This is a genomic window from Microbulbifer sp. ABF4_148, assembly GCF_056158985.1.
The window spans coordinates 1,145,561-1,158,288 of sequence record NZ_JBSWUI010000001.1; the positions used below are offsets into that span (position 1 = coordinate 1,145,561).

A 12,728-nucleotide genomic window follows, 5' to 3' on the forward strand; every position below is an offset into this window, starting at 1 on the left:
GAGCGCACAGCTGACGCGCGACGTCGGTAACTGCACGGGATCTGCACAGTATGAACAGACAGCGACTGGACATAGCGATTGTTGGCGCCGGAATGATTGGCCTCGCGCAGGCATCACTGCTCGCGGTTCGGCATCCGCAATTGCAGATTGCCGTACTGGAGGCTGCCCCTGACCTGCCCCAGGTAAAAGAAAATCTGTATGACCCCCGGGTTGTGGCATTGACCCAGGCCTCCCGCGAGATGCTGGAAGAGGTGGGTGCGTGGGATGAAATTGGCGCACGCGCCTGTCCCTATACCGACATGCAGGTCTGGGATGCCGACGGTACCGGATCGGTGCATTTTTCCAGTCGCGATGTGCAGCAGCCCAACCTTGGCCACATTGTCGAAAACAGCGTCGTGAATCGTGCGTTGCAGCGTTGTGTGGCATCTTTGCCGAACGTGGAGTTGTTGACCGGATTCCGCCTCGAGAGCTGGTGGCGGGACTGTGGTTTATGGCATCTGCAGCCGCGCACGGATCGCATTAACGATGTGGAAGGCGCCGAGCGCAATCCGGAAGTTTTACAAACCCGCCTGTTGATCGGTGCCGATGGCGTGCGTTCCAAGGTGCGCGATCTCCTGCATATTCGCTGTACAGAAACCGATTATCACCAGACCGCTATTGTCTGTGTCGCGCGCTGCGCAGAGGTGCATGGGCATACCGCACGTCAGCGCTTCCTGAAAGAGGGCCCGCTGGCCTTCCTCCCGCTCGAGGGGCTGGGAGATGAGCAGCACTGTGCAGTGGTTTGGTCTGCAGACGAGCCTCTGGCGCGCGAGTTGATGATGCTCGACGATGCCGCCTTTGCATTGAATCTGGAGAAAGCATTCGAGGGACGCCTGGGTGCGGTAGAGAGTGTCGGCGAACGCTTTGCCTTTCCGCTGCGCGCGCGTCATGCGGAGAGTTATCACGGGCCGGGTGCCGCTTTGATCGGTGATGCAGCACACAGTATCCATCCACTGGCGGGCCAGGGCGCCAATCTGGGACTGCAGGATGTGCGTATCCTCACCGAGGAAATTACCCGGGCGCTAAAGCGGGGCCTGGAGCCGGCGGATGCCTCGGTACTGGCGCGCTATCAACGCCGCCGTCGTGGGGATAATGCCGCAACCCTGAAAGCCATGAGTACTTTCAAATCGTTGTTTGGTGCTGGCCAGCTGCACTGGCGCTGGTTGCGCAATACCGGTCTGAGTGTGGTGGATGCCAGTCCCCTGTTGAAAAAACGTATTATCCTGCGGGCCATGGCCATTTGAGGCCCTCCTCCGGCAAGCGCCCGAGTACAAGTTAAGAAAACCACCGTGACTGACTGGATTACCATTCGGGAATTTCCCCTTGCCAAGGATCTCGGCGAGCTGGCGCAGTTTATTCAGCGTTGCCAGTTGCCCATGCGCATTACTGAAGAGCGCAACTGTCAGCGCTTGTCGACACCGGATCCGCGTCTTGCACAGGTCATGCAGTCCCTGCTGGATAGCTGGCTTGCCGGTGAGCTTGAGTTGTCTGCGTTGCGTATCGAACCCCGGGCGGTCAATCAGGGGGACGATGTCCATATCAGTACTGGTGGTGCAGCGGGGGATGCGTCGCATCCAGCGGCCGCCGCTGAATCCCCCTCCGCAAAAAATGTAAGGGCCTACTTACCTCCCAGCTGGCCTTTAATGCGCACGCCGCTTTCACTGCTATTGGCAGTGTCGTGCATTGTCGGGTTCCTGTTGTTGCGACAGGAGGGGTTTCGGGAGCTGGTGATGATTTTCCCCAATCGGGCTGCCGATTTTAGCTGGGCAAATTCTTCGCTGGCCTGGCATCTGGGCCAGGGGGAATACTGGCGTTTGTGGACGCCGGCACTGGTGCACTTCTCGTTGCCGCATGCACTATTCAATGCCCTGGGGGTGTGGATTCTGGGGCGGCCCCTGGAGGCGCGCGCGGGCACCCTGGCGTTTGCCCTGCTGGTGCTGGTCGGTGGCATTGCGTCCAATTTGCTGCAGTACGCGTGGGAGCCCAATACCCCTTTTGGCGGCATGTCCGGTGTGGTGTATGCGCTGGTGGGGGCGGTATTTGTGATGCAGCGCAGTTGCCAGGATTGGCATGACATCCCGCAGGGCCTCGTGCTGGTTGCCGTTGGCTGGCTGCTGCTCTGTGCCAGTGGGTTGATCACCCTGGTGTTTGGAGTGGGGGTGGCGAACGCGGCGCATGTGGGTGGTTTTATCGCTGGAATGTTAATGGCGGTGTTCTATGTCGCGTGTGGCGGGCGCCGTCGTTTCTCACCGGCACATCGGCAAAAGAGGGCGGAATAAAATAATGATTATCGATACACAGAGGGCATACCCGTCATGGTAATGCTGATTATTTATGTCCTGATCGCGCTGGGCTTTTCCTTTTTGTGCTCGATCGCTGAGTCGGTCATTCTCAGTGTGACGCGACCCTATGTGAGCCTGATGGAGCGGGAGGGACATCGCGCGGGTCCATTGCTGCGCAAACTGAAAGACGATATCAATGCGCCGCTGGCGGCGATCCTCACGCTCAATACGGTGGCGCATACGGCCGGTGCGGCGGGGGCCGGCGCGCAGGCACAGGCCGTTTTTGGCAATCAGTACATCACCCTGATTTCCGCCATTCTGACCCTGCTTATTCTGATTTTCTCCGAAATCATTCCGAAGACCCTCGGCGCGGTTTACTGGCGTCAGCTGGCGCCGCCAACCGCTTACGTATTGCGCTTTCTGGTCTGGATTCTGTACCCCTTCGTAAAGATGTCCGAGTGGATGACCAAGGGGCTCGCCCACGGCCCGACCCTGACGGGCTTCAGCCGCGAAGAGTTTGCGGTCATGGCACAGCTGGGCGAGGAAGAGGGACAGCTCGAACAGCGGGAATCGAGCATCCTGCGCAACCTGTTCTTTACCCTGCGCGATCACTCCGTCCGGGAAGTGATGACACCGCGGACGGTAGTGTTTTCCCTCTCCCAGGAGGACACGCTCGGCAACGCTTATGAGGAACTGGAAAAAAGCCGTTTTTCCCGGATTCCCATTTACGAGCGGCAGGACCCCGATTGCGTTGTCGGTTTTGTGCTCAAGGCAGATTTGATGCTGGCCTATGCGCGCGGCGCTACCGACGAGCGCCTGTCCAGTTTCCGTCGAGACATGTTGATGTTGCCGGAAACCGCCACAATTTATCAGGCGTTCCAGAAGATGCTGGCCCGGCGCGTGCAGATCAGTGCGGTGATCGATGAATATGGGCGTCTGGAGGGACTGGTCACTCTGGAAGATTTGCTCGAAACCCTGTTGGGGGAAGAGATCGTCGACGAGGCGGACAAGACGCCAGACCGTCAGGAGCTGGCCAAGCGCCTGTGGCGCTGGCGATCAAAGCGCTACGGACTCAAAGTACACGATGAATCGGCGGACACCATCGCAGATGGCGGCGAGGAGTCGGATCCCCGCACCGCAGAGGGGACGGCGCAGCAGGAAAAGCCAGAGAAGCCGGACAAGCCCGATAAGGAAGGTTGAGAACCCCGCCCGCACAGGGTGGTGGCCGTCAGTTGGTGTCGACCAAAGCGAGTCTTCCGCATCTTTGTCGGCGGAGCGAGAGCGAAGCAGTGTTTCATCTCGCAGGCTGCTAGGCTTGCAGGAGATCGGCATCTGGTCAGTGTGGCGGTGCGCTCGTTAGAATACGCCGCTTTCGAATTGCTGAAATGAGAATGGGTGATGGGAAACAAAACCGCTCTGTATGACGCGCACGTTGCCATGGGTGGCAAGATGGTGGACTTTGGTGGCTGGGATATGCCGCTGCATTATGGTTCGCAGTTGGAAGAGCACAACAAGGTGCGTACCGCCGCGGGAATGTTTGATGTTTCCCATATGACCGTCGTGGATGTTGTTGGTGAGCGCGCGCGGGATTACCTGCGCAAGCTGCTCGCCAATGATGTGGCCAAGCTGGATGGCAAGCCCGGCAAGGCGCTGTACACCGGGATGTTGAATGAGCAGGGTGGGGTCATCGATGACCTGATCGTTTACCTGCTTGACCCGGGTTATCGCGTGGTTGTGAACTGCGCGACCCGCGAAAAGGACCTGGTCTGGATGAACCGTCAGGCGGCGGAATTTGGTGTGACGCTGGAAGAGCGTCCCGAACTGGCGATGGTGGCGATCCAGGGGCCCGAGGCCATGGACAAGGTCAAGGAAGTGCTGGGGCTTGACTGGACGGCCCTGATCGACGGCCTGACCCCCTTTCAGAGCGTCGCGCGCGGAGACTGGTTTGTGGCGCGTACCGGTTATACCGGAGAAGACGGGGTGGAAATCATGCTGCCCGCCGATGATGCCGAAGGGTTCTGGCAGGCACTGGCGGAGGCCGGGGTCGCCCCGTGTGGTCTGGGAGCCCGCGATACGTTGCGACTGGAAGCCGGTATGAACCTCTACGGCCATGAAATGGACGATGAGACCTCACCACTGGCCGCCAATATGGCCTGGACGGTGGCATGGCAGCCGGAAGATCGCGACTTTATCGGTCGCAGTGCACTCGAAGCACAGAAAGCGGCGGGCGTCGCCGAAAAGCTCGTCGGCCTGGTACTGGAAGAGCGCGGCGTGTTACGCGCGGGCCAGCCGGTTACCGTCGATGGCAGCGATACCCCCGGAATCATCACCAGTGGCACCTTTTCTCCGACGCTGGGCTTTTCCATTGCCATGGCACGGGTGCCGGCCACGGTGGCAGAAACCGCCCAGGTGGAAATTCGCAAGAAGCAGGTGCCGGTCAGAGTGACCAAGCCCAGTTTCGTACGCAACGGTAAATCCCTGGTCTGACTTTGGCGTCAGTCAGCGGGTGCCGATGCCATTGGCATGCAGGGGGCTTTAGGCGCTATCATCGCGCGCCAGCCCAGGGGCAGCTCAACAAATTCAGAAGCTTAGATCGAGGGATTCCAGAATGAGCGAAGTTCGCAAAGAGATGAAGTACCTTTCCAGTCACGAGTGGGCGCGATTGGAAGCAGATGGCACCGTCACAGTCGGTATCAGTGATCACGCTCAGGAAGCCCTGGGTGACGTTGTGTATGTCGAGACTCCGGAAGTGGGTGCCAGCGTTGCCGCCGGTGAAGAGGCGGGTGTCGTTGAGTCCGTTAAAGCGGCCAGTGACATTTATTCTCCGGTTTCCGGTGAAGTCGTGGCGGTGAACGAAGCGCTGGAAGATGCGCCGGAAACCGTCAACTCCTCACCGTATGACGATGGCTGGTTTTTCCGCGTGAAGCCCAGCGACGTCAGCGAGCTGGACGCGATGCTGGATGCAGAGGCCTACCAGGCGGAAGCCGACGAAGGCTGATTGGGTTCAGGGAGCTGAGTGCTTTCGCAAGCTGCTTGTCGCGGCTTGGAATGAGAAAACCGCGCGTTTCAACCGCGCGGTTTTTTTATGCCGGGAAAAGTATGCAGGGGAGATCTGCGCGAGTGGTCAGCTGTGCTCAGTCGGTTGCAGCAGAGACTTGAGCCCGGCATTTTTCAGGTAATTGCGCAGGGTTTCCTCGATATCTTCGGGGCTTTGCATCTGCAGCACCTGATCCAGCAGCTGATCGGTATCGGCTTTGCTGACCGCGCGTAAGGCCGCCTTGACCCGCAACAGGTTGGTCGCGCTCATCGACAGGACGTCGTAGCCCATGGCAACCAGCAACAGGGCGCCACCCGGGTCTCCCGCCAGTTCACCGCAGATCCCCACTTTGGTCCGGCTCGCGTGGCTCGCATCCACGACTTCTTTAAGCGCGCGTAATACGGCCGGATGCAGGGAGTGGTAGATGTCCGCCACGCGGCTGTTATTGCGGTCCACGGCAAGCAGGTACTGGGTCAGGTCATTGCTGCCCACGGAAATGAAATCCACCAGCGCGGACAGCTCGCGGGCCTGGTACACCGCCGAGGGCACTTCGATCATGACACCGAGCGGTGGCATGCCGATCTGGTAGCCCTCGTCGAGCAGTTCAGAGTGAGCGCGTTCCACCAGATTGCGGGCGGCGATTACCTCGCCCACGCCGCTGATCATGGGCAGCATGATGCGCAGGTTGTCCAGCCCGACACTGGCTTTCATCATGGCCCGCACCTGGCCGAGAAAAATCTCCGGGTGGTCCAGCGTCACGCGGATACCGCGCCAGCCGAGGAACGGGTTGGTTTCCTCAATGGGGAAGTAGGCCAGCGCCTTGTCGCCGCCAATGTCGAGGGTGCGCATGGTGACCGGTCGCGGTGCGAAGGCCTCGAGCTGTTCGCGGTAGATTTCCCGCTGCTCTTCTTCGGAGGGAAAGCGGTCGCGTAGCAGGAAGGGGACTTCGGTACGGTAGAGGCCCACCCCTTCGGCGCCGCGCTCCAGCGAGCGCACAACATCGGCCATCAGTCCGGTATTCACCCACAGGCGCACGCGATGTCCGTCGGCGGTTTCTGCCGGCAGGTCGGTCAGGTGATCGAGGTTTCTGGCGAGCTCGCGCTCTTCTTCGACGATGCTGTCGTAGCGTTTGCGAAGTTCGGCACCGGGATGCACATAGAGTTCGCCGCGATATCCGTCCAGCACCAGGTCGGCCCCATCGATTCGCTCGTAGGGAAATTCCTGCGCACCCATCACCGCGGGCAGGCCCATGGCCCGGGCGATAATGGAAACGTGGCTGTTGCCGGAACCTTTGACCGATGCGAGGCCGATCAATTTCTCCCGGGGTACTTCGGCGAGCATGGCCGCGGTGAGTTCCTCGCCCACCAGAATGGTGTTGTCAGAAAAATCCCGCTCGCTGTGCTGCTTCTGATGCAGGTGAGTGAGTACACGCGAACCCAGGTCGCGCACATCCGCAGCGCGTTCGCGGAAGTAAGGGTCTGACATGGCCTCAAACCGACGCACGTGTTCCAGCATGACTTCCGCCCAGGCGCGTCCCGCAGACAATTGCTGGTTGCGAATACGCTCGCAGACCTCAACGGCGACGGAGGTATCGTCGAGCATGCTGATATAGGCGTCGAACAGCGCCCGCTCCTCGCGGTTCAGGTCATTCTTGAGGCGCTCACCAACAGCGCGAATTTCGTCCCGAGCATTGGCGAGTGCCTGATGAAACAGCGCCAGTTCCGCATCGACATCCATGCAGCAGGTGTAGGGTACGGTAGCCAGGCTGGCGGTTGGTGCGACGATGTGGGCGCGACCGATGGCGACACCGGGTGAGGCCGCCTGCCCGGTAAATTTGGCCTCGTGGCGCTGCTGGCCGATGGCGGCGAGCGCGCCGGTGGCCTCGGCGTGGGCGATGACCCCCGCCAGCTGCGCCGACAGTGTCACCAGGAAGGCCTCTTCGCCCTCGTCAAAGCGACGCTGCTCGGCCTGCTGTACTACCAGGACACCCAGTACTTTTCGGTGGTGGATAATCGGCGTGCCGAGGAAGGCGCTGAAGCGCTCTTCGCCGGTGGCGGGGAAATACTGGTAGGCGGGGTGGGCTTCGGCCCGTTCCAGGTTGATGGGTTCTTCGCGGTTGGCCACGCTGCCAACCAGCCCTTCCCCGAGGGCAAGGTGGACCTGCCCGACGGCATCTTCATTGAGGCCGCGGGTGGCCATCAGTACAAAGGAGTCACTCTGGTTGTCGCGCAGATAAACCGAGCAAACGCGCGTGTGCATAAACTCGCGGACACGGCTCACAATAATGTCGAGAGCGGCGGGCAAGTCGCGCGCGGCGTTAACTTCCTGAACGATACTGCGCAGAGATCCGAGCAAAAGGCCTTCCTCTCCTTGGGCGGCCAATTACCGCCTGCTTCACTGATTTCCCGCTGTCACTGGGACGAAACGGGATCGCCACCTGCCTGCTGTGCACGCAGCCAGCGTTTTTCCATCTGGATTTGCTGCGGCGCCAGTTCGGTCAGCGCGCGCCGGTAGACTTCGCGCTTGAAGTTGACCACTTTCTCCAGCGGGTGCCAGTAGCTGACCCAGCGCCAGTGATCAAACTCGGGTTTATAACCGTTATCAAAACTGATGGCGCTCTCCGGCGCTTCCAGCTTGAGCAGGTACCACTTTTGTTTCTGGCCAATACACAGGGGCTCAGAGCGCACACGAACGAGTCGCTGCGGTAAACGGTAGCGCAGCCAGCCGCGGGTGCAGGCGATCATGCTGACCTGATCGCGGGTCAGCCCGACCTCTTCGTACAGCTCGCGATACAGGGCCTGTTCCGGAGACTCGCCGGGATTAATACCCCCCTGGGGGAACTGCCAGGCGTCTTTGCCGCCGATGCGCCGCGCCCACAGGGCCTGCCCGCGGGCGTTCAGGACAATGATGCCGACGTTGGGGCGAAAGCCCTCTGCGTCGATATTACTGCTGTTGTCACCGCGGCCTTTGCGCTTGTCGCTGTTGCCACGGTTGGACTGTTTGGCGGATCGGCGGCGATTTTTACGCCCGGCAGGTGTAACCTTGCCGTCGCCCAAAATGCCGTCCTCATATGCTTTGGTTGCGCGGCCTGTTGCCGCGCACGCTTGCTGGCATTGTTCCACAGTGGAGGGTGTCACGGCAATTCAGTGAACCGGATCCTGTGAAGGAGTTCCCGGCAGGGTAAAATTGGGCGCCGCATAATGTGGGCCGAATTCCGGTGGCATTGGCGGCAAAAGTTTCGTTGGGCACCTATAGTTAATCAGGGAGATAGCAGTGCAGCTGGCGATTTTTGACTTGGACAACACGTTGATTGGCGGTGACAGTGACCACGCCTGGGGCGAGTTTCTGGTGGCCCGTGAGCATGTGGACGGTGAGCGCTTTCGCTCTGCCAATGACCGCTTCTACGAAGAGTACAAGCGCGGTGAGCTGGATATCTTCGCCTATCTTGATTTTGCGCTCGAGCCGCTGGCGCAGATTTCCCGGGGCCAGCTGAACGCGCTGCAGCGTGAGTTTATGCAGGACGTGATTGAAGAGATCTGGTTGCCTGCCGCGGAATCCCTGATCGACAAGCACCGTCGCCAGGGGCACCACATCATGATTATCACCGCCACCAATCGCTTTGTGGTGGAACCGATTGCCGCGCGTCTGGGCGTAGACACCCTGCTGGCGACAGAGCCCGAGGAAGTGGATGGCCGGTTCACCGGACGTGTTTCCGGGGAACCCTGTTTTCAGGCGGGCAAAGTGCTGAGGCTGCGCCAGTGGCTGGCACACAACCCCGGTTTCAGCGCGATGGACAAGTGGTTCTACAGTGATTCGATTAATGACCTGCCGCTGTTGGAGCTGGTGCAGTATCCCGTCGCGGTAGATCCCGACGATCGGCTCCGTGTGGAAGCGCAGACCCGTGGGTGGCCGGTGATCAGTTTGCGGGAAGAGGCCTGACAGTGTCGGAACGTACCTTTGGGGCAGAATTGGGGGCGAGAGTGAAGTCAGTATTGGGTATGGCGCGCCGGGTATTCATTGGCGCTTGCGCGGTCTTGGCGCTGGCGGGCTGTGAACAGGAAAAAGCCGCGCAGCCGGAGCGGGAACGCACGATGCCTGCGGCAAAGATTGATCGCGCCGCAGCGGAGGCGTTTTCCAAGCAGGTCTGGCAGGTCGGAGAAGCCCAGGTGGCGGATGCCCGCGCGGCGGTCGAAAGTCTCGATCGCGCCGTGGCGACCCTCATGCAGCAGCCCAGCGAAGACACCCTGGAATCGGCCAAGCTGGCCTGGCTCGATGCGCATCGCGCTTTCTCTGCCGCGTTACCCGCGGTGAAGCTCGCGTTTGCGCCGCCGGAACTCGCCGACGAGGGGCGCGGGTGGCTGCTGGCCCTGAATAGCTGGCCGGTCCAGCCAGGCTATCTGGATACGGTACCGGGCTATTCCGATAGCGGGATCGTCAACGATACGGCCATCGAGCTGACCCTGGCTAACTTGCGTCGGCAGCACCGGCTGACGGCGCATGAAGAGGCCTGCACGGGGTTCCATGCCCTGGAGATTATGCTGTGGGGCCCAACCAGTGAGCGTGCGCCCGACCAGTTCGTCGCCAAAGCCGGGGGTGAGGCGCCGGCGGCGCAGTCAGCGAATCGTCGCCGTGAACTGACGCGACTCATTGCCCAGGGAATGGTCGAAGATTTTAACGGGCTGGCCCGCCGCCTGCCGTTCAGCGCCAACGATCTTTCCCGCTACTTTCTCGCCCTGGACCCGCTGGCACGTATGCAGCAAATACGCGCCAGTCACCTGGCGTTAATCGATGAAGAGCTGCTGCGGCGCATACCGGAGAGCTCGGAAAGTGATGTGGAGAGTAGCCGTTCTGGTGATTCCAAGGTCGCTATTCTGGCGATGTTGACCTCCCTGAAGGACAGCTGGTTGCCTGCGGAGGGCTCTGGACTGGCAGCGCTGCTGCTGGATGAGCGCCACGGTGAGCTACTGGCCAGTAAGTTTGCCCAGCTCGACGCGCTGCTGCTGGGGATGGAGGATCCGATTGAGTTGGCCGAAATCAAGCAGCTTGGTCAGGCTCGCGACCTGCTGGAAGACATTGCCAGTCTGATGTCCGGTGCGGAGGTGCTGCAGGCCAGTGAAGAGGATATGACTCCGGTGTCTATGCCGGTTGAGGGGTAACCGGGCGCGGCGCCGGCGGGACGATGAGCTTGTCCCTGAAACGACAAACCCCGGCCTGGGCCGGGGTTTGTGATCGGTTGCGGTAGGCCGCTGTTACCAGCGACGAACCGGGCCAGTATCTACGTGGACGAAGTTACTCTTCGGGTAGTAACCCACACCACCAGCCTTCAGTTCCAGCGCAGCCTTGCGCAGTTTAGACAGCGGTACACCCGGCATGCGGATATCCAGTGCCATACCACGGGTGTGGTAACTGCGGCGGGCTACACCGCGGCCAGCTGCACGCAGCTTGGCGTTCGTCTTCGGGGAACGATAACCGGAGATAATCTCTACCTCACCGTTATAGTTCAGTTTTTCCTTCAGCTTGTAGACGATGTCAAACAGCTTCGGGTCCATGCGCGTCACTTCGTTGGCGCGGTGGTCACGCAGCAGTCGGTTGAACTGCTTAAGACCAGCGCTGTCATAGTCGCCACCAGACCAATAAGAGGCGTTCAGCCGTTCACCGGTGTGCAGGTTGCGCATTTTCAAAGTGCGAGCATTTCCAACTTTCGCAAAAGTCGGGCCGGCGCTCACAGCAGCTGCAGTTGCACAGGTCACAGCCAGGAACCGGCGTCTAGAAAGATTCTTCATACCCTATTTCCGCCTCTCGTAGTGTGTATCTCTTTGTGTCTCTCGGTCGCCGTGGCGTCGTTGAGCACGGGATTAAATGTACAAAAAATAACCAGTTGTTACAAACCCGAAGTGCGTCATAACAAAAGAATCGCAAAACAATCTTGGAAAGATTTCCCAATGTGCTACCGGAAAACGCCGTGAAACAGTCGTGTTTCAGCCGGTTTGTGGTGCCGGGATAAGACAGCGTTGTCATTCGTTAAATTCGGCCAAAACTTTATTTTTCTTCGACTGGCCAGTTCCAAATACGGGTTTTTAGGGCATAAACCGGCGGGTAGCCGGGGTGACCCCGGCGCTGGTGGGGGCTGAGGGCCGATAGCCCGGTGGTGTGTGTCGGTTTGGCGCCTCTCTGAGGACCGATGGGGGCGTTTTGGTGTGACTAATCTGCGCCGGGCCGGTCGCGATGGTAGATGTCCGGACGGAAGTGAATCTTGCCATCGCGCCCAAGCCAGGCCGTCATATAGGTGATAAACAGGCGCACGGGTTTCTCGATACGAATGTTCACCGGTTCACTGCCGGTTGTGGCCTGCGCGACCCGGGTGCGGTCCCAGCCCTGCTCATCCAGCAGCGCATAGGCGAGCTCTTCAGGTTGTTCCAGACGCACACAGCCGTGGCTGTAGGCGCGGCGGGGATGAGAGAACAGGCTCTGGGCCTGGGTATCGTGCAGAAAGATGGCCTGGCGGTTGGGAAACACAAACTTGACCCGGCCGAGTGAATTGCCGGCGCCACTGATTTGCCGCAGCGTCGCTTTGCCGCGCGCGGCACGCGAGAGGCTGTCGTCGGAGATGAGGGCCGTTTTGCCACTGCGATAGGCAACCACGCGATAGCCGCGGTTGTGCATGGCCTCGGGATTGTTGCGCGCTTTGGGCAGTAGTTCGGTCAGGAGGATGCTGCGCGGCACGGTCCAGGTCGGGTTAAACACAATATTGGTGATGCGGCCTTTCATATCCGGTGTGCGCGAGCTGGTCTTGCCCACCACCGTCTTCATACTGAGTGTGATCTGTCCGTCTTCCACCAGGTGCAGGTGATATTCCGGCACGTTGACCAGGATGTAGCGACTTTCTTTCTTGCTGGGTAGCTTTTGCCAGCGATCGGCGTTCAGTTCGAGCTGGCGGGCCCGTTGCTGCGGGGAAACGGCCAGCTCCCGCAGGGTTTCGGTACCGGCAATACCGTTGACCGGGAGACCATGACGGTATTGATAGCTTTCAACCGCCAGCTGCAAGCCGGCGTCATAGCGCAGCAGATCCTGTTGTGGCGCAGAGAGCGGCCCCGGCAAGCCCCGATAGTCACCGTACAGCTGCAGCTGGCGGCGCAGCTGTGCGACCGCTTCACTCTTTTCGCCGGGGCGCAAGGAACGTGTCAAGTGCAGGGGTTCCCAGCGAGGCACGAGCGCACGGTAGCGCTGTGCTTCCTGTCGCAGTGCTTGTGCCAGGCTCGTGGGATCAGAGACTGGGGTGGCGTGGACGCCGCCGGCGCACAGCGCCAGTGCGAGCCAGGGGCCGGTGCCCCGTGCGGGCAATAAGTGTCTGAGCAGGGCGCACTTCATCG

Annotated in this window: 11 protein-coding genes; 7 read left to right on the top strand and 4 right to left on the bottom strand. The window is 60.3% G+C overall.

The window, feature by feature from the left end; genetic code table 11:
• The first annotated feature begins 50 nt into the window (after positions 1-50).
• From ACXAD0_RS05020 to gcvH, 5 genes are all read left to right on the top strand, one after another.
• A complete protein-coding gene (locus tag ACXAD0_RS05020) occupies positions 51-1,283 on the top strand; it encodes a UbiH/UbiF/VisC/COQ6 family ubiquinone biosynthesis hydroxylase (protein WP_475087262.1) in 1,233 nt (410 codons plus the stop codon).
• Positions 1,284-1,328: 45 nt separating this feature from the next.
• Positions 1,329-2,318, top strand: a complete 990-nt coding sequence (locus ACXAD0_RS05025; RefSeq protein ID WP_475087263.1) for a rhomboid family intramembrane serine protease — start codon at positions 1,329-1,331, stop codon at positions 2,316-2,318.
• Positions 2,319-2,354: 36 nt separating this feature from the next.
• Positions 2,355-3,521 (top strand): CNNM domain-containing protein, encoded by a 1,167-nt coding sequence (locus ACXAD0_RS05030; protein WP_475087264.1) that lies wholly within the window; start codon positions 2,355-2,357, stop codon positions 3,519-3,521.
• A 198-nt stretch (positions 3,522-3,719) separates the two neighbouring features.
• Positions 3,720-4,808, top strand: a complete 1,089-nt coding sequence (gene gcvT, locus ACXAD0_RS05035) for a glycine cleavage system aminomethyltransferase GcvT (RefSeq protein WP_475087265.1) — start codon at positions 3,720-3,722, stop codon at positions 4,806-4,808.
• A gap of 121 nt (positions 4,809-4,929) precedes the next feature.
• Complete coding sequence (gene gcvH, locus ACXAD0_RS05040) at positions 4,930-5,319, top strand: glycine cleavage system protein GcvH (protein ID WP_475087266.1); 390 nt, start codon at positions 4,930-4,932, stop codon at positions 5,317-5,319.
• A gap of 126 nt (positions 5,320-5,445) precedes the next feature.
• Here the strand turns inward: gcvH and ptsP are convergent, their stop codons facing one another.
• Together ptsP and ACXAD0_RS05050 are read right to left on the bottom strand one after the other, a co-directional pair.
• Positions 5,446-7,713 carry a phosphoenolpyruvate--protein phosphotransferase gene (gene ptsP / locus ACXAD0_RS05045; RefSeq protein ID WP_475087267.1) on the bottom strand — a complete coding sequence of 756 codons (2,268 nt, stop codon included), beginning with the start codon at positions 7,711-7,713 and terminating at the stop codon, positions 5,446-5,448.
• 56 nt (positions 7,714-7,769) lie between these two features.
• Positions 7,770-8,300, bottom strand: a complete 531-nt coding sequence (locus tag ACXAD0_RS05050) for an RNA pyrophosphohydrolase (RefSeq protein WP_475090311.1) — start codon at positions 8,298-8,300, stop codon at positions 7,770-7,772.
• A gap of 331 nt (positions 8,301-8,631) precedes the next feature.
• Here ACXAD0_RS05050 and ACXAD0_RS05055 point away from each other — a divergent pair, with 331 nt between their 5' ends.
• Positions 8,632-9,297 (top strand): histidinol-phosphatase, encoded by a 666-nt coding sequence (locus tag ACXAD0_RS05055; protein WP_475087268.1) that lies wholly within the window; start codon positions 8,632-8,634, stop codon positions 9,295-9,297.
• Positions 9,298-9,338: 41 nt separating this feature from the next.
• Positions 9,339-10,514, top strand: a complete 1,176-nt coding sequence (locus ACXAD0_RS05060) for an imelysin family protein (protein ID WP_475087269.1) — start codon at positions 9,339-9,341, stop codon at positions 10,512-10,514.
• A gap of 93 nt (positions 10,515-10,607) precedes the next feature.
• On the opposite strand, the gene mepK is transcribed toward ACXAD0_RS05060, so the two are convergent.
• Together mepK and ACXAD0_RS05070 are read right to left on the bottom strand one after the other, a co-directional pair.
• A complete protein-coding gene (gene mepK / locus ACXAD0_RS05065) occupies positions 10,608-11,141 on the bottom strand; it encodes a peptidoglycan L,D-endopeptidase MepK (RefSeq protein ID WP_475087270.1) in 534 nt (177 codons plus the stop codon).
• A gap of 418 nt (positions 11,142-11,559) precedes the next feature.
• On the bottom strand, positions 11,560-12,726 hold the full coding sequence (locus ACXAD0_RS05070; RefSeq protein WP_475087271.1) for a L,D-transpeptidase family protein: 1,167 nt from the start codon (positions 12,724-12,726) through the stop codon (positions 11,560-11,562).
• Positions 12,727-12,728: the final 2 nt, after the last annotated feature.